Origin of the sequence: Paenibacillus sp. FSL M8-0142, from assembly GCF_038597315.1 — a bacterium.
In the GTDB taxonomy this organism is placed as follows: domain Bacteria; phylum Bacillota; class Bacilli; order Paenibacillales; family Paenibacillaceae; genus Paenibacillus_AQ; species Paenibacillus_AQ lactis.
This window is the reverse complement of the sequence record NZ_CP152008.1, coordinates 3,306,636-3,327,835: the sequence shown is the minus strand read 5'-3', so window position 1 is coordinate 3,327,835 and position 21,200 is coordinate 3,306,636. Positions and strand designations below refer to the sequence as shown.

Genomic DNA, 21,200 nt, shown 5'->3' with positions numbered 1-21,200 from the left:
GTTTAACGCCCCTTTTCTCCGTTAGGATGGGTGGAACTCATGATGTTATTTGAAGCATGATCGACTTGGTCAATCATGTTGTCGCCCAATCTTGTGATGTCCTGCGTGTGGAGGAAGGAAGGCCTGTTCTTCATTTTCCACAGTGGTCCTCGCGTCAGCAAATCGCGCATGCCCTGAACGTTGCCCGGAACGAAAGGGCTCAAGTAAGGAACGCCAAACGATTTGAGCGACAGCAGGTGATTCGTAATGAGAATAAGCCCGACCATAACGCCATAGAGACCGAACACGCCGGCCAAAATGATTAATGGGAACCGCAGAATCCGGAGTGCGAGCGCTGCATTGTATGCGGGTGTAGCGAATGACCCGATGGTTGTCAGAGCAATGATGACGACGGTGATCGGGCTTGAGAAGCCTGCAGCAACCGCAGCCTGTCCAATGACGAGCACCCCAACGATCGATAAGGCACCGCCAACCTGCTGTGGCAGACGAATCGTCGCTTCACGCAAAACCTCCATGGAAATTTCGTGACCAACACTTCAATGACCGCTGGAAAAGGTACACCTGCTCGTCCGCCCGCTACCGCAACGGCAAATTCGGTAGGGATCAATTCCGGATTGAATGAAATGATCGCTACATATAGCGAAGGGAAGACTAATGAGAAGATAAGGGCAACGAGCCTGGACATCCGGATCGCGCTCATCAAGACATACCGTTCGGTATAGTCTTCGACGGTCTGGTAGAACTGGCTAAAGACGGTCGGTACGATGAGAGCCATCGGTGATCCATCCACCATAATAGCTACTCTTCCTTCGAGCAGATTGGCTACGACTTTATCCGGCCGCTCCGTATATTGAATCTGGGGAAACGGCGACCAGTGGTTGTCTTCAATAAATTGCTCCAAGTAGCCGGCATCGAGCACGGCATCAATATCGATGGTGGATAGGCGTTTATTTACTTCTTGAACAATGCCCGGATTGGTGATGCCCTCCATGTAACAGACGGCAACCTTGGATTTGGTCTTCGTTCCGATCTGCATGGATTTCACCCGGAAATCCGGCGTCTGCAGACGGTATCGAAGAAGGGAGATATTCGTTCCCAAGGATTCAATGAAGCCTTCCCGGGCCCCTCGAATGACTTGTTCCGTGGCTGGCTGTTCGATCGATCTCTGGGAAATCTTACGGGTTTCGATGACGATTGCCTCGTTCAGCCCATCGATGACGACGACGGATTGCCCGCGCAGCAGACTGTCAATTAGTATTGAAATATTTCGTTCGGCGAATCCTTCGCTATGATAAAGCGTATCCTCTAATAATGTATCCCTCAGCGCATGAAGCGGGATGCTCTCCACATCGATATGGGGGGGGACCGTACTTGAGCGGCTTCAATATTGTATTATTGATCACGACATGGTCCGTAATATCGGTGAAATAAAACAGGACCGCACCATGCTGTCCGAATATCTGGAAGGAATGGACGATAAAATCGTCGCTGCCCCCGAGGAGATCCTTGATGCTTGACGTCGTTTCCTCTAGACTTTCGGAGATGTTCCGACCCTCTACCTGCTTTGTCACCGGTTTGTCAGCGGATTTACCCTTTCTTGACCGGTTGGACCCCTGCCATTTGGAAAAAGACATGGATGTTCACACCTTTCCCGATTTAACGGTGCTCATAGCAATTGAATATTTTGACTCAGTATTTCCACTGTTTGTAATTTTTATCAATTGTGGTAGTGAACCCATCGAGAGCGGGTTGAATCACTTAACCTTAGATGACACATATGGGATTCTTGTATATAACGATGCCCAAGACGCTCCTCATCGGTAGAGATGAGCGGAGGAGCTGCGGCAGACATGTCGAATGTTTATATGGAAGGGGAGGCTGCACCCGATCACGGAATAATAAAAAATGAAACATACAAATTACCGTACTCAACATGGAGACGGTCATGGAGGTTACGATTATGAAGACACTGGATTCATTAACGTCATATCAAGTATTGCAGCATCGAAGACTGAAGGATATCCAGTCGGATGGAGCCTTGCTTGAGCACAAGCGCAGCGGGGCCAGAATCATTCTGCTCTCGAATGACGATGAGAATAAAGTATTTACGATCGGATTTCGGACGCCGCCGGTTGACAATACGGGGCTAACGCATATTTTGGAGCATGCCGTTCTTTGCGGGTCACGCAAGTTTCCTGCCAAGGATTCTTTTGTAGAACTGGCTAAGGGCTCCTTGAACACCTTTCTGAATGCGATGACCTTCGCGGATAAAACGATTTATCCGGTAGCGAGCCGAAATGATCAAGACTTCCAGAACCTGATGGATGTTTACATGGATGCGGTTCTTCATCCCAATATTCACCATCAAGAAGAAATATTTCTTCAGGAGGGCTGGAATTACAATCTGGAAGCGGTGGATGCGGAGCTTAAATATAACGGTGTCGTGTACAACGAAATGAAGGGCGCCTTTTCCGCGCCTGAACGGGTCGTATACCGGTCCGTGTTGAACACGCTGTTTCCGGATACGATCTACTCCTATGAATCCGGCGGACATCCGGACGATATTCCTAACCTGCAATACCAGGAGCTGCTGGCGTATCACTCGAAATATTACCATCCTTCCAACAGCTACATTTATTTATATGGAAACATGGATATGGAGGGAAAGCTAAAGTGGCTTGACGAGGCGTATCTTGCTCATTATGACCGTGCTGACGCAGCTTCGGACATCGCGCTTCAAGCTCCGTTTCATCAACGGGCAGAAGCCGTGAGGACGTACCCGATCGGAAGCGGAGAATCGGAGGAGAATCGCTCTTATTTGACGTATAATGCGGTGATTGGAACGAGCCTGGATCCTGAGCTGACGATCGCTTTTCAAATATTGCATTATGCGCTGCTGGGATCGCAAGGCGCCCCGCTTCGACAATCCATCCTGGACCAAGGGATTGCGAAGGAAGTGTATGGAACCTATCAGAGCCGAGTCTATCAGCCGTTCTTCAGCATCGTTGCGAAGGGGAGCAATCAGAGGGATCGGGATCAATTCGTCGATACGATTACGAATGTATTGAATGACCTGGTAAGCAATGGTATCGACAGGGATTCACTGCTTGCCGGCATCAGCCTATACGAATTTCAATACCGCGAAGCCGATTTCGGCCGTTACCCGAAGGGCTTAAGTTATGCGCTGCAAGCGCTCGGGAGCTGGCTTTATGATGATAACGCTCCATTTGTACATTTGGAAAATCATCATATCTTTAACCGGCTCAGAGAAAACATGGATAAACGGTATTTCGAGGGGCTGATTGAGCGGTATTTGATCCGAAATACGCATGCATCCATTGTCTCTGTCGTTCCGGAAAGCGGGCTGAGCATCAAAAAAGAGCAGAAGCTCAGAGCTCGTCTTCAAACTTACCGGGATCAGTTGAACCCGGATGAGCTGCAGCAGCTCGTCGATCGCACCAAGGCTCTTAAGGCATACCAGAATGAACCTTCGACGAAGGAGCAGTCGGCAACGATCCCCTTGCTTTCGCGGGAGGATTTGGATCCGAAATCGCCAAAGCTCGGCCTGGAGCTTGATCGATTGGACGATACCACGATCTTATATCACCCACTGTTCACAAACGGAATCGGTTATTTGCGGTTATGCTTTGATCTGTCGAACGTTCCACAGGAATTACTTGCCTATGCCGGCGTATTGGAGGGGGTAATCGGATCCGTCGACACAGAGCGCTTCAGCTACCATCAACTGGCCAATCGGATTAATATTCATACAGGCGGGATCCACACGAGCATCGACGCATACGGCAGTACAAAGCAGGTTAATGGCTATAAAGCCGTATTTGAATTTCAAGCGAAGGTGCTGTACAGTCAGCTGAGCTCCGCGTTCGAATTGATCCAGGAAATGATCCTGTCCTCGAAATTCGACGATACCAAACGGCTGTATGAGTTGATCGCACAGCTCAAATCCAGCGAACAGCGGAAGCTGATTTCATCGGGGCATTTGGCGGCAAGGGAGCGGGCGTTGTCCTATCATTCCGCCGTGTACAGTTTCCGCGATAGGGTGAGCGGGATTTCGCATTACCGGCTGCTGGAGCATTTGGAGAGCCATTTTGACGAGGAGAAGGAGGGGCTTATTCATCGGTTGAAGGAGCTGGCCGGCTGTATCTTCAGACCTGAAAATCTGCTGGTAAGCTATACGGCGGAGCGAGAAGGCATCGCAAATATAAAGCCGCTGATAGCTTCGCTTAAAGAGAAGCTGTATCACCATCCGGTGCAGCAGGATACGGTGATATTCACGCCGGAGCTTCGCAATGAAGGCTTCAAGACTTCGTCCGAGGTCCAATATGCAGCCCAGACAGGCAGCTTTATCGATAAGGGATATCAGTATTCCGGATCTTTGCGGGTACTGAAAATGATTCTATCCTATGATTATTTATGGAACCAGATCCGGGTAAAGGGCGGAGCTTATGGCTGCATGACCGGATTCCAGCGGGACGGTAACAGCTATATGGTATCCTACCGGGATCCGAACCTTGCTCGAACGTATGAGGTTTATGCGCAAATCCCCGATTATTTACGCAGCTTTAAGGCGAGTGACCAGGAGATGACGCGTTATATCATCGGTGCGATCCGGGAACTAGAGCCTGCGAACAGCCCGGCAGCTGCTTCAGCGAACGCGCTGGCCTCGTATCTTTCCGATTTTGATGATGATGATTTGCAGAGAGAAAGGGACGAGGTGCTGAATACAACGGCGGAAGACGTTGCGGGTCTTGCTCCGCTTGTTGAATCGGTTCTCGAACTGGGGAGTAAGTGCACGGTTGGGAATGAAGACAGCGTAGAAGCCCAGAGGCAGCTTTTCCAGCAAGTTCTTCCTTTGTTTGAGAAGTAATCAGGCGGGCAATGCTTTGCGGGTCTAAACGCTCATACACCTTATCACATGCCGTCGATCAACCTCAGGTTGAGATGTCTATCGATCATATATATCGATCAAAAGTCGCCAAAAATCGGCGGCTTTTGTGATTTTATGTGATAAGTTCTTGTCCCTAGCATGAAATCGTTTATAATTATCAGATAGTAGTAGATATTTTAATCTATAAATATTTATAATAGACTAGAATGATATGGTGATCATTACATCGGAACTGGTTCTTTGTTGAGGTGACGTTTTGCTTAGATTTTATAAGCGGCGGCGCCTACTCTTTTTTTGCAAATATAGTGGATAAGGAAGGATATCATGAGCAGCATTCAGAAAAAAACAGACGTCATCTTAATTGGTGCCGGAATCATGAGCGCGACATTGGGAGCATTACTGAAAGAGCTGGCGCCGGAGTGGGAAATCAGCGTATTTGAGAAACTGGCAAGTCCAGGGGAAGAGAGCTCCAACGAATGGAATAATGCAGGCACGGGACATGCTGCGTTGTGCGAGCTTAACTATACATCCGAAAAACCTGATGGATCTATAGATATCAGCAAAGCGATTAAAATTAATGAGCAGTTTCAGCTTTCACGTCAGTTCTGGTCTTATCTGGTTAGCAGCAATCTGATCCGCAATCCGCAGGACTTTATTATGCCTATTCCTCATATGAGTTTGGTGCAAGGGGAGAGCAATGTTAGCTTTTTAAAGAAACGTTTTGAAGCGCTGTCAAACAATCCATTGTTTCAAGGAATGGAATACTCCGAAGATCCGAAGAAATTGAAGGAATGGATTCCGCTGATCATGGAAGGACGGACTTCCAGCGAACCGATGGCGGCCACCAAAATTGATTCCGGAACGGACGTTAACTTTGGTGCTTTAACGCGCATGCTGTTCGACCATTTGAAGAGTCACAACGTTGAGGTTCACTACAAGCATATGGTGAAGGATATTAAACGAACCAGCGACGGTTCTTGGAAACTTAAAGTTCGTAATATCGACACCGGTTCGGTAGAGGAGCATACGGCGAAATTTGTCTTCATCGGCGGAGGCGGAGGCAGTCTGCCTTTACTGCAGAAGACGGGCATTCCCGAATCCAAGCATATCGGCGGTTTCCCGGTAAGCGGCCTATTCATGGTATGCAACAATCCGGAGGTTGTCGCGCAGCATCATGCCAAGGTATATGGGAAAGCCAAGGTTGGCGCTCCTCCAATGTCGGTTCCGCATCTGGATACAAGATACATCGACAATAAGAAAACCCTGCTGTTTGGACCTTTTGCCGGCTTCTCGCCGAAGTTCCTGAAGACGGGCTCCAATCTTGACCTGATCCGTTCCGTTAAACCGAACAATCTGCTCACGATGCTGGCAGCCGGCGTTAAAGAGATGGCGCTGACGAAATACCTGATCCAGCAAGTGCTGCTATCCAATGAAAAACGAATGGAGGAGCTGCGGGAGTTCATCCCGAACGCCAAGAGCGAGGATTGGGAAATTGTCGTAGCAGGCCAGCGGGTACAGGTTATCAAGGATACGGACGCCGGCAAAGGCACGCTCCAATTCGGTACGGAAGTCATTAGCGCTTCTGACGGCTCGATCGCTGCATTGCTCGGCGCTTCGCCAGGTGCTTCCACGGCCGTTCACGTTATGCTGGAAGTGCTGCAGAAGTGCTTCCCTCAGCATATGAAGGAGTGGGAGCCGAAGATTAAAGAAATGATTCCTTCTTACGGTGTATCCCTCGTGGATCAGCCTGAGCTGCTGCAAGAAATTCATCACTCCACTGCGAAGACGCTTGGTCTAAGCGAAAAAGAACTCGTCCATAGTTAATTCTATAATTATATTGATGAAATCGATCTCTCAATTTTCATTGATGATCGGTTCACAGAAGAACCTTAACCCGTCTTTGGATTGAGGTTCTTTTTTTGTATTGTGCTTGATGAGATGACTAGATGTGAGCAAAATCCGAACAATAGGCGGATGGGTTTGATCGTTGGCTGGACTTCAAGGTAGTATATTCCTGAAGGCATGAGGAGCGATGAGAGGAGCAAGATGATTTTGGTACAGGTACAAGAACACGGATTGGGTCCGGAACGGCTTAAGCTTGAGGCCGCCCATTTTATACAAGCATGTTACACTGAATTACATAAACCGGAAGCTGAATTGAATCAACGCCTGGCTGAAGTACAAACGCAAATCATGGAGTCGGGTACATACGAGCATACCTATGAGGAGTTAACCCATGGCTGCCGCATGGCTTGGAGAAACAGCAATCGCTGCATTGGCCGCTTGTTTTGGGAAGGGCTTACCGTGTTTGATGCCCGTCATGTCACTACCGATGAGGAGATGGCGGATGCTTTGTTCAAGCATATAGCATACGCTACGAATGGCGGCCAAATCCGTCCTGCAATAACCGTTTTTAGACCGGCAGATCCTCTGAAGCATAAATCCGATGCGCGAATATGGAATCGTCAGCTTATACGATATGCTGGATATGAGACGGATTATGGGATGGTTGGGGACCCGGATTCGCTTGCGTTGACATCGTTATGTCATTCGCTCGGCTGGGAGGGAAAGAAAACGCCATTCGATGTGTTGCCGCTGGTGATAAGCGCACAAGGAATGGAACCCCGTTGGTTTGATATCCCCAAGGAGCTTGTGCTCGAGGTGCCGATTGAACACCCGGAATACCCGCAGTTGCAGGAGCTCGGCATTCGGTGGTACGGAGTGCCGATTGTGTCCGACATGCGGCTTGAAATTGGTGGTATTTCTTATACGGCGGCTCCTTTCAACGGTTGGTACATGGGAACGGAGATTGGCGCTCGCAACTTGGCGGATGAGCAGAGGTATAACCTGCTGCCGGCACTAGCCGAGATCATGGGGCTGCCTGCAACGCAAGAATCTACGCTATGGCGCGATCGTGCGCTTGTTGAATTGAATGTGGCTGTTTTGTACTCTTATAAAAAGAATGGGGTTACGATTGTAGATCATCATACAGCTGCCAAGCAATTTAAACGCTTCGAATCAAATGAGGATAAGAGAGGCTGTCCGGTAACAGGGGACTGGACGTGGCTTATTCCGCCGCTGTCGCCCGCCACGACACATATCTTTCATCGTTCATATGACAATCGGATCGTGACGCCTAATTTTTTCTATAGAGATTCGGATTCAAGCTCGAATGAAACAATGCTTTAGAAAATATAGCGTGATAAACCCTAGATTAAGGGACATTTGCATAGCGTACCGGCAATCGGCAGCGTTTAAACGTTTATAAGTAAGGATTGTTATAAATTTCACATAATGAGTCGATAAATTAAGTAGGGGGAAATCATGACAGAGGCTTACATATCGCCAAGCAGCACATGCACGGAGAAGTGTCGCACCCTGGTGTGTTTTTTTGCCGGTATCCTGACATATCGGAATAACTTTGAAGACGCAGCCAATGAGATTGCGAAAAGATATCGTCATGCTAAAATTGTGATGATTTTCCCCTATGGTTTGGCCAACGGCAAGCAAGGTTCGGCTTTAATCCGTCTGTTGACCCGTCAATTGAGTCAAGCAGGGCTGATGGATTGACTGTGAAATGACTAAAAAACGCTCAGGGCGTTTTTAAACTGACATCTGTTTCACAAAACTCGTATTTTGTACATATGTCAAAGATCCCTTATAATATTATAAAAGCTCTTTCAGCGTACTTATGCAGCAAGTAGTTAACCGTGAAATTGACGGGGCTTTCGTGTACGGCCCTGTAACGCATCCTCAGCTGAAGCAGATCCCTTCCTATCAAGAAGAACTGGTGCTGCTCACCGAAGTTGGGGCCGAAAGTCTGCAGGAGCAATTGCACAAGCCAATGCTGATCTTATCGACGGGCTGTACTCACCGGTCCAGAGTGGAGCGCCTTCTGGCAGAAGCCGGAGTCCAACATCCGCGTATCATCGAGTTCGGTTCGCTCGAAGCTGTCATCGGAGGGGTTGCTTCGGGACTCGGTGTAGCTCTCCTTCCGAGGTCCAATGCCGCAATGCTTTCCAAGGAGAGCAACATGAAAGCCATGACGCTTCCGAAGTCCTATCGTGAGCTTGTGGTGCATTTTATTTATCACAGGGACGTCCCGGTGAGCAGCGCGCTTCGAGCATTTTTAGAGCTAAATCATCAATAGTGATTTAATCTTCACCTGCTATTTTCTTTTAGAAGGTATTGATTTGTTGTTATCGAACACATAAAAAAGCTCCTGTTTCGCTACAGGAGCATAAATCTTCTCTTAAAGTAAGTCGTTTTTTTCCATGATCATTACATCAATAAACTTACCAGCCATGACACCCTGCTTCTCAAAAACGCCAGCTTCCCAATATTCTGTTGTGCGTATAAAACCCAGCCCTTTCCGTTAAACGAAAAAAGTGTTTAGTAATATCTAAGGCTTGATTGCCTTGATTACGGCTGATACGATGTAATCCTCGATATTAGATCCTTGAACCCAATCCTTAATAAAATCTTTGGACTCATCCTTCGGTTCGACGGAGATATCGGTAAATCCGCTTTGTTGAAGCATTGTCTCAATTTCGCTAATTGAAGATGCTCCTGATATGCAACCTGAATACAGCTTATCTAAGTCGTTTTTTATTTCTGAAGGAAGCTCTGCTGTTGTCACAATATCGGAAATCGCCAGCCTGCCGCCGCTTTTTAGAACACGAAACGAATCATTAAACACCTGCTGCTTATCAGGCGAGAGGTTGATAACACAGTTTGAGATGATGACATCCACGGTGTTATCAGCGACAGGAAGATGCTCAATTTCTCCCAAACGAAAATCTGTATTCGAATACTCCCCTCTCATAGCATTGTTACGTGCACGGCTAACCATTTCAGGTGTCATGTCAACGCCGATCACTTTACCGGTCTCCCCCACCTGCCGGGACGCTAAGAAACAGTCAAAGCCCCCGCCGCTGCCTAAGTCGAGTACAACTTCACCAGGCTTTAATGACGCAATAGCTTGGGGATTGCCGCACCCCAAACCAAGATTTGCACCTTCAGGCACCGCGCTTAGTTCATCATTCGAATATCCAAGCTTACTGGAGATCGAATTGAAGTCGGAAGGTGTACTGCAGCAGCTGGTTGTTTGTATGTCGGTTTGACAACACGAACTAGCATTACCTTCTTGAATAGCCACTTGTTTATAACGGTTACGTACATTTTGGCGAATTTGATCGTTCGTTACTTGATTCATTCGATCATCTCCTTCGAGTAGTTTTTATAAGATCAGCAACAGCTAGGCGTACAACAGGCTATTGAATTCGCAGGTTGCCGTCTCCAAAGAAGTTGGTTCAACAACCCCTCTTTTGGCTTTTTCCATTTCCATGCTTCCCTACTGGCTCGCTCAACTTCGAGCTGCTGCTGCTTCAAAAGATATTCTTCGTCCCACCAATTTAAGTACATAGGTAAGATCCTCCCTATAAATGATTTCTTATTTTCAAATAACGCATTAGCTTGCTTACAACGTATTTTTCGTCCGGCCCCACCCCCCTTAATGTTGCGGAAGCGAAGGAACGCTGTCCTTCCAAACCGACATAATAGAGTCCTGGAGCGGTAAGTCTTATTCCTGCTGTCTGTATCGGTTTTCCCTCAGTGCCAAGAGCCCCTATGGGAAAATACTGAATCACCTCATTTTGTGACGGATAGTGGGTTGCAGCTCCGGATTCCCTCATACCTGGCAATGAGGACAACCTTACTGGCGAAAACAGCTTTAAACTATCGTAATAATGCGGCCAGGAACCAGCTGCATGCTCGCCTGCTTCCAAGATCAAAAACTTGAGCCCGTTTTTCTTCAAGTAATACACGGAAGCCATACCGGCCTGCCCGCCTCCGATAACAATTGATGCTAAAACGGGTGCCATCTTAAAGCCCCCCCTTCGTTCATTATTTGCATTATACAAGTATTTGAAGGTAAAAAAATTTACCCAATAATGGGTCTGCAGCAGTTATCAGATTTAGCCATGGCCTCATTCATTAACTTGATGGAACGAAGGACCGTCTCTTTCTCGAATTCGGTCATAAATGAGAATATTTCATCAAGATAAGCATTCATCTGTTGGTCGATCGTTGTAGCTACGTACTTCCCTTCAACCGTTAAGGAGAGGGTCGATACCCGGCGATCGGCAGGATCAGGTGTCTTTTTAATTAAATTCATTTTGATTAGAGACTGTACTTGTCTGCTGAATGTTGTAATATCGGTCCCCAATGTTTCTGCGATTTGCTGGATCGAAGGATTATGCTGACGGTCGACTTCGAACAAAATATGGCTTTGGACAGGAGTGATGTCATTACCACCCACAGTGCAGCAATTTTTGTTCAATAAGCCGAAACGGCGTGTCATAATCTGAAATAGTTCGCGAGTGCTTTCCATTGTACTGTTCACCTCTTGATTCATTTATACACGAAACATTTGCAATATGCAAATGTTATTCGGGTAAGAAATCAAAGACTTATCTTTCATTTGATTTTCTACCGGAATCCGAATATTATATAACCGTTTACTTATGTGAGAAATGGTTGATCAGATAAGGAGGTGTTAGTTTGGAGCAAATCTACGAAACGGCTGATAAGTTGAAGCTGCTTAGCGATGGTACCCGTCTCACCATTTTGTCCTTGTTGAAGGACCGGGAATTTTGCGTATGCGAACTCGTTGATATCCTGGAGATTTCTCAACCCGGCGTAAGTCAGCATTTAAGAAAATTAAAATCCCAGGGCCTAGTAAAAGAAGATAAACGCGGTCAGTGGGTATATTATTCCTTGAGTGTAGATGTTCCACCATACATTAGGTCGGTGCTCGAGTATACGCCTAATTCTAAGACCATTCTAACTGCGCTTAACAAAAAAGAAATCACTTCGGTTTGCGAATGAGGCTTTTGCAGCATTCTGAAGTTTTTTCTTGTTGTTTATATAAGTATATGGTTATATAATGATTTCCGTCGTTCATCGATGACACCGACTTTGAAGCAAACGGAGGACGAGATGGTAACTGTTGTATTAGCTAGTATTATTTTTTTGATTACCTTAACCTTGGTTATCTGGCAGCCCAGAAATTTATCCATCGGATGGTCAGCCTGCGGCGGTGCTGTGCTGGCGTTACTTGCCGGGGTAGTTAGTGTCCAAGACGTCTGGGATGTTACCCAAATGGTCTGGAATGCCACATTAGCTTTCGTTGCGATCATCATCATCTCACTAATCTTAGATAGGATTGGATTCTTTGAGTGGGCTGCCCTACATATGGCAAGAGCTGCTCGTGAAAACGGCATCCGCATGTTTGTATACGTCAGCATTCTGGGTGCTGTTGTCGCTGCCTTTTTTGCGAATGACGGAGCAGCCCTCATTTTGACACCGATCGTATTGGCCATGGTAAGGGCACTTAACTTTGATGAGAAAAGGGTGTTCCCTTTCATTATCGCGAGTGGATTTATCGCGGATACTACCTCACTTCCGCTCGTCGTGAGCAACTTGGTCAATATCGTATCCGCTGATTTCTTTGGAATCGGGTTCGCGGAATACGCCGGCCGAATGATCATTCCGAATTTATTTTCACTGATCGCCAGCATCTTGGTCCTGTATTTCTTCTTCCGTAAAAGTATTCCGCGGCAGTTTGAAGCCACCCGCTTGAAGGAGCCTGCCGATGCCATCAAGGATCCCTTCTTGTTCCGGATCTCTTGGTATGTTCTAATCGTTCTTTTAATTGGGTATTTTATCAGCGAGTTTCTGAATATCCCTGTATCCCTTATAGCTGGTGTCATCGCTCTTATGTTCCTATTACTTGCCCAGCGCAGTCGGGTGGTCCCAACCAAAGAAGTCCTCATAGGAGCTCCTTGGGCAATTGTCTTTTTCTCTATCGGCATGTATGTCGTGGTGTATGGTCTCCGAAATGCGGGACTTACCGATTTGCTCGCAATAGCTATACAAACCGTTGCTGACCAAGGATTATTTGTGGCGACAATGGGTATGGGGTTCATTGCCGCTCTTCTGTCATCGGTCATGAACAATTTGCCTACCGTCATGATTGATGCGCTAGCCATTGATGCTACTCAGGCGTCTGGAACGATTCGGGAAGCATTAATTTATGCTAACGTGATCGGCTCTGATTTGGGGCCTAAAATCACGCCGATCGGTTCATTGGCAACATTGCTATGGCTTCATGTACTTTCTACCAAAGGGGTCAAAATTTCTTGGGGAACTTACTTTAAGACCGGGATTATTCTCACGGTCCCAACGCTGTTTATAACCTTGCTTGGGCTCTATTTGTGGTTAGCAGTTTTGTAGTTTTTATATAAAAGGAGACGATGATTCGTGGAGAAGAAAACCATATACTTTCTCTGCACCGGCAACTCATGCCGCAGTCAGATGGCTGAAGGTTGGGCTAAACAGCATCTAGGGAGCAGCTGGAATGTATACAGTGCTGGTATCGAAGCTCACGGGCTGAATCCCAATGCTGTTCGAGCCATGAATGAGGTAGGGATCGACATTTCCCACCAAACCTCCGATGTGGTTGATCCGGAAATTCTTAACCAAGCGGATATGGTTGTAACGCTATGCGGGGATGCTGCAAATAAATGCCCTGTTACCCCGCCGACAGTAAAAAGAGTTCATTGGGGATTTGATGATCCTGCGAAAGCTCAGGGCACGGATGAAGAAAAGTGGGCTGTGTTCCAAAGGGTTCGAGATGAGATTGGGGATCGAATACTTAAGTTTGCCGTCTCAGGCGAATAGACAAGTCTCCTTCCCTGCTCGCTGGTTCAATAAAGGCAGCCGATATCATTAACGGCTGCCTTCTTGTTTTATTGAATGGTTGTAGATTATTTTGAATCACTTTATTTTGTAGAAACTAACGACTTTCGATTTGCTCTTATTGATTGGTTATCGTTAAGCTGGAGGAATGCTCTGCGGATTGTTAAATACATTTTTCGGATCATATTTTGCTTTTATTTTTCTCAATCTTGGATAGTTCTTTCCATAATAGACCGGTCCTGAACTCTTAATGCCCTGGTCTGGAACGTTAATATAGGATCCTACGATATAAGGCTGCAATTTCTTTCGGGTGTTTCGGGCCAAAGCGATATTTCTAGCTGCATGAGATGGATTCACCCAAGAGCTGTTCCATTCCACGTAGAACTTAGCTTTGCGCCAGTAGAATGCGGTGGCTCTAGGTGCGATGCGGCTTACGGCGCCGCCCCAATTCAGGAAAAAGAACCCGGCTGGCGTCCCTCCCTCTGCTTTTTCCAGAAACTCGCGCATGACTTTATAGGCTTTCTCTGGAAATGGACGTCTGCCAAAGCCGCTGGAGAACTGGTTGCTGAATCTTTGTGTAAGAACCGGATCGGGGGCGAGCATAAACTTAGTAGCTTCCCTGTATGGCAGATAACGGATGATTTTTTGCGTCGGGGTGCCAACACTAAGAATTGGTTCCAGTTGGGTAAGCGCCTCGCGTTTTGATCCTAGGTAGATCCCCAGCATACTGACATTTCCGCCTTTTTTGGGACCGACGCTTAATTCACTTCCGAGCTTGGTACTGGCGTTCGGAGCCCAAACCTGCCATTTCTTCACGATTTTTTCAAACTGCTCCCATGGCCAGGTGATTCGAAATACTGTGGCTTTGTTTGGAGCACGCAGCACCTTGAATTTGTATTTGGTATAAACGCCGAAGTTCCCGCCGCCTCCCCCACGGGATGCCCATAGAAGGTCGGAATTTTGTTTTTTGTTTGCACGAATGATTCTCCCCTTGGCATCTACCATTTCGAGTTCGATTAAATTATCGCTGATGAGACCGGTCGTTCTTTGTAGCGGCCCGATTCCACCACCAGGCGTAATGCCGCCGATCCCTACCGTTGGGCTGTCGCCAAATGGGGCCATATAACCCTGCCGAGCCAACGTATCGACGATTCGGCCAACCTGATTCCCGGTCTCTACTACTGCTGTGCTGCTCTTTTTGTTCAGACGAATTTTCTTCATTTCGCTGACGTCAATGACGATTCCTCCATTGACCTGCGAGAGATTGCCTTCCAAGGCGTGCCTTCCGCTTCGCGGGCGCAAGGGGACTTTATTTTTTCGAGCCCATCGAATGGCATTGGCCACATCTTGTGTTTTCTGAGCAAAAACAAAAACCTTAGGAAATCTGTCCGTATGTGGATCCCAATTTTTGCGCGCTGCTTCATACCCAGGGTCACCCCTAAAAATCACTCGCCCAGTAAGCCTCACATCTGACTTCACGGATCTGTCCATCTCCTTAGAATTAATGAGAAGAATGAATACATTTTTGACATATCGGCGGATGCTATATAATGTATGATGGAAATCTGTGACGTGTATGGGCTGGTGCCCTTAAAATTTCGTGAGGAGATTCTAAGTCAGTTTAATGACTCTACGATCGGTTTGTTGTCCCCATCCAGCCCTTTAAAATGGCTTCATGACCATAAGCACCAATATGGCAATCATCAGCAGCTGCGCTGCCGTCTCGATGGGCACGATCTTTTTGATCAGCAGTCCGAATTCGGCGGGTATCTCATTACCCTGGTCGTAATTTTCAGAAATGCTCTTCTCGATCTTGTTCACACGGGGCTCGATCCATCCGTCAATCAGGACGACCGTGAGCAGCGCTAAAAGGATGGATACATTCAGCCACATTTGGGAGAACCCCGTCTTGGTTATGATCATAAGCCAAACCCCGGTTAAAATTAGGACGGTACCGCCGATTTTAGGAAGGATAGAGAGTCTGTTTGCTATACCAGATGCAAAGTGCAGCTGTCCGACGGTCTTGGCGAATCTTCGAATGATGAACAAAACAAAAGTGGGGCCCATGATAGCGATTGAAGCCAATATATGCAAAACGAGCAGGATTCCAAACAAACCCATAGTTCCCTCCTCCTTAGCGCACCGTCGAATGTTGGGTTTGATAGGCTAGACCGATCCTTTTTCCTTTAAACGGTCCTTCGAGCTCAAGATGTTCCAGCATACATGCGACCACATCGTCATAAGCCACATTCAACTCATGAAATCGACTGAACAAGTAACCGGTAATATCCGTCTCGGAATATTCCTTGATCGTCTCTGGAACCGGAACGGGTAAGGTTTCCGTGGTTACAAGCAGAGGAACCGAATCCGGCTGCTCTCTCGACACTGTCATGGTTCCCGGACACATCATGGACCAATCGAGTCCAGTCTGTTGCAGCCTTTCGAGGTTCCGGTTATGGTTCCTGTATTCAGGTGGAAAGCCGGGTAAATTGTTGCCGATTAGATCTGTATAAGGTATATCCAGCAGGCCGGCTCCCCCCATTACCCATACCCGCCCGGAGAAACTTGGCACCGATTCACATTGGCTAATAATGTTGTCAACGATCCGATTAAATTCGTCTCCCTGCCCCGCATGGCCGGCTGCAAGAATAGCGGCGTCTTGATGCGCGAGCGCCTCACCGACGCTAGCCGGTTCCATCATATCGCCCGCGATAACCTTCACATGCTTGGCGGAATGCTCGCCTAGTTGCTCGTAAAGTTTCTCCGAATTTCGCACAAAAGCGGTCATTTCATGACCCATTTTTATCCCTTGTAGCAGCACTCTCTTCCCTGTATTCCCTGTCGCTCCAAACACAACAATTTTCATTGGTTTTTCCTCCTCTTTCATGTCCCCATTATTTGGTTAGCTCAAGCTTAGCATCGCCCTTGCATGATGTTAAGAACCCACTTTAAAGTAGGGTCCTTACTAAAAAGTAAGCATGACAAAAGGACACCAACATGAACATGAAGATCAGGAGGAAATGGGAGCTCTTTTATAGGCAGATTGACGGCAATTCTACAGAATGGGGCATTTAGGATCTAAAACTCGTTAATGAATGCCACGTGCCAAGGGGGGGGGGCGAATTCAATTACTTGACTCATACGGTCGTCATTGAGTGGTGCATACTTGAATTAATGTTGTCATTTTGCGATCGCAGGTAAAACAAAAGCTGCCCGGGATTTCCGTGACAGCTTTTGTTTGGGGTATTGAAGCCATGTACAAGTTCATTGAACCACCGTTATGACGCTGAGTCTTCAATATTCCGCTTGTTATGATTTTCTCCCCAAGCACACATGACTTCTGCTACAGGGATCAATGTTTTTCCGTACTCACTGAGTGAATATTCTACTTTTGGAGGGACCGCAGGGTGGACCGTTCTATCGACAATGCCTTCCCGTTCCAGATCCCGGAGATGCTGTGAGAGCATTTTTTGTGACACCTCAGGTATGAGCTTCTCCAGATCATTGAATCGCTTATTAGAGTCCATCAAATGCCATAAAATCAGGGGCTTCCATTTGCCGCCTAAAACATGAATGAGTGTCTCAATCGGACATTGACGCTGATGAATCATCGATGGATCATCCCCTTACTTTCAAGTAAGTGCATTACCTAAAATTGCCATAATTGAATTTTACGCCAGCTCTACGATCAAGTCAAACATGAAAACGAAAAAGGGAATCAGACTTTAACGAATCCTGCCTTCACACCCGCCCTACGATCCATCGAGAATGAGATAAAGTCTTCTTAAGGATCGGATTGGGATCAAGTTATCCTAATCCTTTCCCTTCAAACTTCATCCTTAATCACATAGTTGGAATCCCCTTTAACGGATATGGTATCCAGAGCATTTATGGCTGCTTCAATAGAAGCAATGCGTCTTTCTAGTAACGTCTTTTGAGGGCTGCCTTCTTTAGCGTTTTGATACTGTTTTTTAACAGAAGGAAGAATACCGACAATAACAGTTCGGGCTTCGAAGATGTCCAACATCTCGTATGGAAACCCTGTTCCATGCCAAGCATTTTCTAGACTATCTAAAGCGATTTTCACGGCATCCCGTCGTTTCTTAATGAGGGTTATGTTTGCTTCTTTCCCAATCATGTTGTTATAAGCATTTTCGAGTTTCTTTAAAGTTGACTGCATCGATTGGATCAGCAATCGTTGGCGTTCTGGGCTATCAGCTTTCATTGTAGAACCTCACTCTGTATTTATTTGTATAACGAATGTAAGGATTTCATCGGAAAGACCTCCTATAGTACCAGAGGATGATGATCCCAGTCCCTACATGGCACCACTTCGGGCGAATTTTGAAGAACTCAGAGTTTCAATAACATCCCCCACCTTTCGTTTCCAATAACTATACAACATTCATGCAAGTGCGAAGGATAATGCGGGTGTACCATTGATTCCTCCTAAATCAATTTTAAGAAAGTTATCGTTGTGCTTTAATGTTTAGTCTTAAGCCTTAAATACACCTGTCTAGTCAGCTACGCAACTAAGTTTTTGTCAATGAGTTCTGACAAGAACCCAGTTACTTATGACAAAAAAGCCGCAAATCATGCGACTTTCTAATCGTAAAGTTCATCTATAAATCTTATCCGAGAGAACAAATGTTCTTTATCAGATATCTTAAATCTAGTTATCGATACCGCTCAACAAGATTAAGTTCGTAATAATGCTCCTATTGAAGGCAAAATCTATGTCTGACAGATGTTCAGGCGGGTATCACTCTCTTTGTGTTCTGCGGTATTCGCTCGGAGATAGACCATTGCGCTTCTTAAACGTTTTGCTGAACTGGTAGACGTCAGTGTAACCACATGCTCTCGCTATATCCGTGACGGAATCACCTGTGAATCGGAGCTGGCGGAGGGCATGCTCATTGCGAAGCTGGTCCAGGTATTCCTTGGGACTGCACCCGTAACGTGCTGCGAAGCTTCTGCGTATATAAACAGGCGAGAAACCAGTCTGCTCCGCCAATTCGGTGATGCGAAACTCGGTGGCAAATCCCGTGTCCAGTTTCTCCTTGAACCTGCGAAGAGCCGCTGTTATTCCTTCCTCACCATGGTTTCTTCCACCTGCTTCCGCCGCCTCGTGCACCTCTTGCAATAAGCGATACCAGACAGATTTTACTCGCGCCTCTCGAACGAGATCTCCAGGCACCCATTCTCTCTCCGCTTCACGGAACAGCTCTCCGATCTTTCCCATACGCTCACTCTGTAAAGGCAAAAGAAATGGCAGCCGCAGTCGTTCAATAGGCTCAGGGGCATCCCACCCATTCTCATTCTTTCTTAGCGAAGCGCAATCAAAGAGCAGCATCGTCATTCGAAGCGGGTGCGTCTCGGAGGACTTCATATGAAGAGGCAACCTGGGCCAAAGGTACACCAATGTGCCTCCTTCAACTTCTACGTCCCCCTCCTCACTGCGGAAAATTCCCTTACCGCTGTAGATGTAGTAAAAGGTATGCCCGGAAACGGTCTGCCGAATATCCTCCCAGCCTGGCAGCGCCGGCTTTGCGAGTACCCAGTGTATATGCACCACCATATTTCCCAAAGCATATTCCATTGGTTTCCCCCTTTATTATGATTTGTATCATTTATGATAAATGATTAGGATTGTTTTTGCCATTGTCCCTTACTTGCTGAAGGTGCTACACTCCGAACATACAGACCAGCAGTTATTGAATATCTAAAGAAAAATCATTGGAGATGGTAAATATGATCCGCACGTTTCAGCAGCATCGACTTAGGGAATGCCAATTTCTCGACGGGTTATGGGATTTCGTTTTTGACAAGGATGATATTGGATTATCTGAGGATTGGCACACAAACTTTCCTTCCATGCATGATCGTATACCGGTGCCGTCCTGTTGGAATAACGAGCTCGGTAAGTTCGACTACGAAGGAGTGGCATGGTACCGGACTTGGGTAACACTTGACGAGAGCAGCCATCTGCGTCTATTGTTCCACGCCGTGATGGGTCATGCCGATGTGTACTGGGATGGTCAGCATCTGGGATACCATTATGGTGGATTTACTCCATTTGATTTCACGATCCCTAATGTCACAGCCGGGGTTCACCAACTTGTCGTCCGCACAGACAGCACGCTGGGGCGCAACACTTTGCCATACCACGTTGTAGACTGGTTTCATTACGGCGGAATCATCCGGCCCGTAGAGGTACAACGACTGCCTGATGTCTCGATCGAGAGAATGCGTATCACCTACGAGATGACAGGAGATTCCAGTGCTGATGTCCGAATCTTGCTTAAGCTCCGCTCCATGTCGGACACTTCAGTCGAAGTGCCCCTATCCCTCTATCGGAATAATGAGATATTCTTTGCTGACAGCGCTTCCCTACCTGCCAAAGGCAGCATGGAACTAGTCGTGGAACAAACCTGGACGGACCTCCAGCGGTGGGAACCGGAGGATCCTGTTCTCTACATGATCAGATCCGTAGCCGGGCATGACGACCATACAGACCGCATCGGGTTCCGCACCGTGGAGACCCGGAACAAGAAGATTCTGCTAAACGGCAAGGAGCTTTATCTGCAGGGAGTTAACCGTCACGAGGAACACCCTGAATGGGGCTTCGCTTTCCCCAACAAATTGATGACCAAGGAGCTTGATATTATCCAGCAGATGGGATGCAACACTGTACGGGGGTCACATTACCCTCAAAGTGAATACTGGCTTGATCTGCTGGATGAGCGTGGCGTGCTCTTCTGGAGCGAAATTCCGATTTGGGGGGCCGCATTTCCTGCTGCGGAGACGGGCGACCCGCTATTCGTTGAACGCGCGATGACCATGATGGATGAGATGATTGAGCGAGATCTTCACCATCCCTCCATCCTGTTCTGGTCTGTCCATAACGAGATTGATACGCGCTCCAAGCAGGCCTATGAATTGTCTATCAAGATGACAGAACTCGTTAGGAGTAAAGATCCGTCAAGACTGGTGGCTTATGCCACGATGCACCCCATGAAAGACATCTGCCTCGGACTATTTGACGTTATCGGAATTAACTATTATTGCGGATGGTATTTCGGACATGTCGAGTTCGAAGAAATGCTTGAAGTCTTTCATGCGCGCTGCAAGGAATATGGAGCAGAGAGCACTCCGGTGCTTATGACCGAATTTGGCGGAGCAGGCGTATTCGGTGATTCCGGCTGGGAACCCCGTCTGTTCAGCGAGGACTACCAGGCTGATATCCTCGGCAAGTCCCTGAAGCTCTTCCGGTCCGATCCGAAGATTAGCGGCACCTACGTCTGGCAGTTTGTAGATACAAGGGCCCAGCTGCAGAGTCATCTTCCCCACTTCAGGGATCGGGCACGATCCTTCAATAACAAAGGGCTGCTCAACGAATACCGGAAACCCAAGCTTGCCTATCGCGTCGTCAAGGGCATTTATACCGGCCAAAACGATCCATACGACTGGGGTTCCACGCTGAAATGATCCGTGAGGGCATCCCGGGTGGGATGCTCCTGCAGATCAGATG

The 21,200-nt window shown here is 47.2% G+C and carries 18 protein-coding genes and 1 pseudogene; 9 read left to right on the top strand and 10 right to left on the bottom strand.

The window, feature by feature from the left end:
* Positions 1–2: 2 nt before the first annotated feature.
* A pseudogene (locus NSQ46_RS15470) lies at positions 3–1,634 on the bottom strand (spore germination protein).
* Positions 1,635–1,960: 326 nt separating this feature from the next.
* On the opposite strand from NSQ46_RS15470, the gene NSQ46_RS15465 reads away from it, so the two are divergent.
* From NSQ46_RS15465 to NSQ46_RS15445, 5 genes are all read left to right on the top strand, one after another.
* Positions 1,961–4,888: an insulinase family protein gene (locus NSQ46_RS15465; RefSeq protein ID WP_342576960.1), complete on the top strand. Its 2,928-nt coding sequence runs from the start codon at positions 1,961–1,963 to the stop codon at positions 4,886–4,888.
* Positions 4,889–5,233: 345 nt separating this feature from the next.
* Complete coding sequence (locus NSQ46_RS15460; protein ID WP_028404302.1) at positions 5,234–6,733, top strand: malate:quinone oxidoreductase; 1,500 nt, start codon at positions 5,234–5,236, stop codon at positions 6,731–6,733.
* Positions 6,734–6,955: 222 nt separating this feature from the next.
* Positions 6,956–8,098 (top strand): nitric oxide synthase oxygenase, encoded by a 1,143-nt coding sequence (locus tag NSQ46_RS15455; RefSeq protein WP_342576959.1) that lies wholly within the window; start codon positions 6,956–6,958, stop codon positions 8,096–8,098.
* 135 nt (positions 8,099–8,233) lie between these two features.
* Positions 8,234–8,479, top strand: a complete 246-nt coding sequence (locus tag NSQ46_RS15450; RefSeq protein ID WP_342576958.1) for a hypothetical protein — start codon at positions 8,234–8,236, stop codon at positions 8,477–8,479.
* A gap of 121 nt (positions 8,480–8,600) precedes the next feature.
* Positions 8,601–9,059 (top strand): LysR substrate-binding domain-containing protein, encoded by a 459-nt coding sequence (locus NSQ46_RS15445; protein WP_342576957.1) that lies wholly within the window; start codon positions 8,601–8,603, stop codon positions 9,057–9,059.
* Positions 9,060–9,311: 252 nt separating this feature from the next.
* Here the strand turns inward: NSQ46_RS15445 and NSQ46_RS15440 are convergent, their stop codons facing one another.
* The 3 genes from NSQ46_RS15440 to NSQ46_RS15430 all read right to left on the bottom strand — a co-directional run bounded on the left by NSQ46_RS15440 (position 9,312) and on the right by NSQ46_RS15430 (position 11,300).
* The gene (locus NSQ46_RS15440; protein WP_342576956.1) at positions 9,312–10,124 is read right to left on the bottom strand and encodes an arsenite methyltransferase; all 813 of its coding nucleotides are present in this window, start codon (positions 10,122–10,124) and stop codon (positions 9,312–9,314) included.
* Between the two features lie 223 nt (positions 10,125–10,347).
* On the bottom strand, positions 10,348–10,791 hold the full coding sequence (locus NSQ46_RS15435; RefSeq protein ID WP_342576955.1) for an NAD(P)-binding domain-containing protein: 444 nt from the start codon (positions 10,789–10,791) through the stop codon (positions 10,348–10,350).
* A gap of 59 nt (positions 10,792–10,850) precedes the next feature.
* Positions 10,851–11,300 (bottom strand): MarR family winged helix-turn-helix transcriptional regulator, encoded by a 450-nt coding sequence (locus tag NSQ46_RS15430; protein ID WP_007128043.1) that lies wholly within the window; start codon positions 11,298–11,300, stop codon positions 10,851–10,853.
* Between the two features lie 170 nt (positions 11,301–11,470).
* Between NSQ46_RS15430 and NSQ46_RS15425 the strand changes: the two genes are divergently transcribed.
* Genes NSQ46_RS15425 through arsC form a run of 3 tightly spaced genes read left to right on the top strand, consistent with a single transcriptional unit; the run spans position 11,471 to position 13,651 of the window.
* Entirely contained in the window at positions 11,471–11,797 is a 327-nt protein-coding gene (locus NSQ46_RS15425) for a metalloregulator ArsR/SmtB family transcription factor (protein WP_342576953.1), read from the top strand.
* A gap of 12 nt (positions 11,798–11,809) precedes the next feature.
* Entirely contained in the window at positions 11,810–13,204 is a 1,395-nt protein-coding gene (locus tag NSQ46_RS15420) for an arsenic transporter (protein ID WP_342577000.1), read from the top strand.
* A 27-nt stretch (positions 13,205–13,231) separates the two neighbouring features.
* Entirely contained in the window at positions 13,232–13,651 is a 420-nt protein-coding gene (arsC, locus tag NSQ46_RS15415; RefSeq protein WP_007128046.1) for an arsenate reductase (thioredoxin), read from the top strand.
* A 153-nt stretch (positions 13,652–13,804) separates the two neighbouring features.
* On the opposite strand, the gene NSQ46_RS15410 is transcribed toward arsC, so the two are convergent.
* The 6 genes from NSQ46_RS15410 to NSQ46_RS15385 form a co-directional block, all read right to left on the bottom strand.
* Positions 13,805–15,148: an FAD-binding oxidoreductase gene (locus tag NSQ46_RS15410; RefSeq protein WP_007128047.1), complete on the bottom strand. Its 1,344-nt coding sequence runs from the start codon at positions 15,146–15,148 to the stop codon at positions 13,805–13,807.
* A 183-nt stretch (positions 15,149–15,331) separates the two neighbouring features.
* Complete coding sequence (locus NSQ46_RS15405) at positions 15,332–15,790, bottom strand: DUF2269 family protein (RefSeq protein WP_342576952.1); 459 nt, start codon at positions 15,788–15,790, stop codon at positions 15,332–15,334.
* A gap of 13 nt (positions 15,791–15,803) precedes the next feature.
* On the bottom strand, positions 15,804–16,535 hold the full coding sequence (locus NSQ46_RS15400) for an NAD(P)H-binding protein (protein WP_342576951.1): 732 nt from the start codon (positions 16,533–16,535) through the stop codon (positions 15,804–15,806).
* 412 nt (positions 16,536–16,947) lie between these two features.
* Positions 16,948–17,280 carry a helix-turn-helix domain-containing protein gene (locus NSQ46_RS15395; RefSeq protein WP_342576950.1) on the bottom strand — a complete coding sequence of 111 codons (333 nt, stop codon included), beginning with the start codon at positions 17,278–17,280 and terminating at the stop codon, positions 16,948–16,950.
* 215 nt (positions 17,281–17,495) lie between these two features.
* On the bottom strand, positions 17,496–17,894 hold the full coding sequence (locus NSQ46_RS15390; RefSeq protein WP_342576949.1) for a hypothetical protein: 399 nt from the start codon (positions 17,892–17,894) through the stop codon (positions 17,496–17,498).
* A gap of 537 nt (positions 17,895–18,431) precedes the next feature.
* Positions 18,432–19,268 carry an AraC family transcriptional regulator gene (locus tag NSQ46_RS15385; RefSeq protein WP_213615605.1) on the bottom strand — a complete coding sequence of 279 codons (837 nt, stop codon included), beginning with the start codon at positions 19,266–19,268 and terminating at the stop codon, positions 18,432–18,434.
* 152 nt (positions 19,269–19,420) lie between these two features.
* On the opposite strand from NSQ46_RS15385, the gene NSQ46_RS15380 reads away from it, so the two are divergent.
* The gene (locus NSQ46_RS15380; RefSeq protein WP_341341977.1) at positions 19,421–21,157 is read left to right on the top strand and encodes a glycoside hydrolase family 2 TIM barrel-domain containing protein; all 1,737 of its coding nucleotides are present in this window, start codon (positions 19,421–19,423) and stop codon (positions 21,155–21,157) included.
* The last annotated feature ends 43 nt before the right edge of the window (positions 21,158–21,200 follow it).

Excerpts from the sequence above, each read along its gene's own strand:
- NSQ46_RS15460 (WP_028404302.1), top strand. The coding sequence starts at position 5,234 with ATGAGCAGCATTCAGAAAAAAACAGACGTCATCTTAATTGGTGCCGGA.
- NSQ46_RS15440 (WP_342576956.1), bottom strand. The coding sequence starts at position 10,124 with ATGAATCAAGTAACGAACGATCAAATTCGCCAAAATGTACGTAACCGT.
- NSQ46_RS15445 (WP_342576957.1), top strand. The coding sequence starts at position 8,601 with ATGCAGCAAGTAGTTAACCGTGAAATTGACGGGGCTTTCGTGTACGGC.
- NSQ46_RS15435 (WP_342576955.1), bottom strand. The coding sequence starts at position 10,791 with ATGGCACCCGTTTTAGCATCAATTGTTATCGGAGGCGGGCAGGCCGGT.
- NSQ46_RS15385 (WP_213615605.1), bottom strand. The coding sequence starts at position 19,268 with ATGGAATATGCTTTGGGAAATATGGTGGTGCATATACACTGGGTACTC.
- NSQ46_RS15400 (WP_342576951.1), bottom strand. The coding sequence starts at position 16,535 with ATGAAAATTGTTGTGTTTGGAGCGACAGGGAATACAGGGAAGAGAGTG.
- NSQ46_RS15380 (WP_341341977.1), top strand. The coding sequence starts at position 19,421 with ATGATCCGCACGTTTCAGCAGCATCGACTTAGGGAATGCCAATTTCTC.
- NSQ46_RS15430 (WP_007128043.1), bottom strand. The coding sequence starts at position 11,300 with ATGGAAAGCACTCGCGAACTATTTCAGATTATGACACGCCGTTTCGGC.
- NSQ46_RS15450 (WP_342576958.1), top strand. The coding sequence starts at position 8,234 with ATGACAGAGGCTTACATATCGCCAAGCAGCACATGCACGGAGAAGTGT.
- NSQ46_RS15395 (WP_342576950.1), bottom strand. The coding sequence starts at position 17,280 with ATGATTCATCAGCGTCAATGTCCGATTGAGACACTCATTCATGTTTTA.
- NSQ46_RS15390 (WP_342576949.1), bottom strand. The coding sequence starts at position 17,894 with ATGAAAGCTGATAGCCCAGAACGCCAACGATTGCTGATCCAATCGATG.
- NSQ46_RS15455 (WP_342576959.1), top strand. The coding sequence starts at position 6,956 with ATGATTTTGGTACAGGTACAAGAACACGGATTGGGTCCGGAACGGCTT.
- NSQ46_RS15405 (WP_342576952.1), bottom strand. The coding sequence starts at position 15,790 with ATGGGTTTGTTTGGAATCCTGCTCGTTTTGCATATATTGGCTTCAATC.
- NSQ46_RS15465 (WP_342576960.1), top strand. The coding sequence starts at position 1,961 with ATGAAGACACTGGATTCATTAACGTCATATCAAGTATTGCAGCATCGA.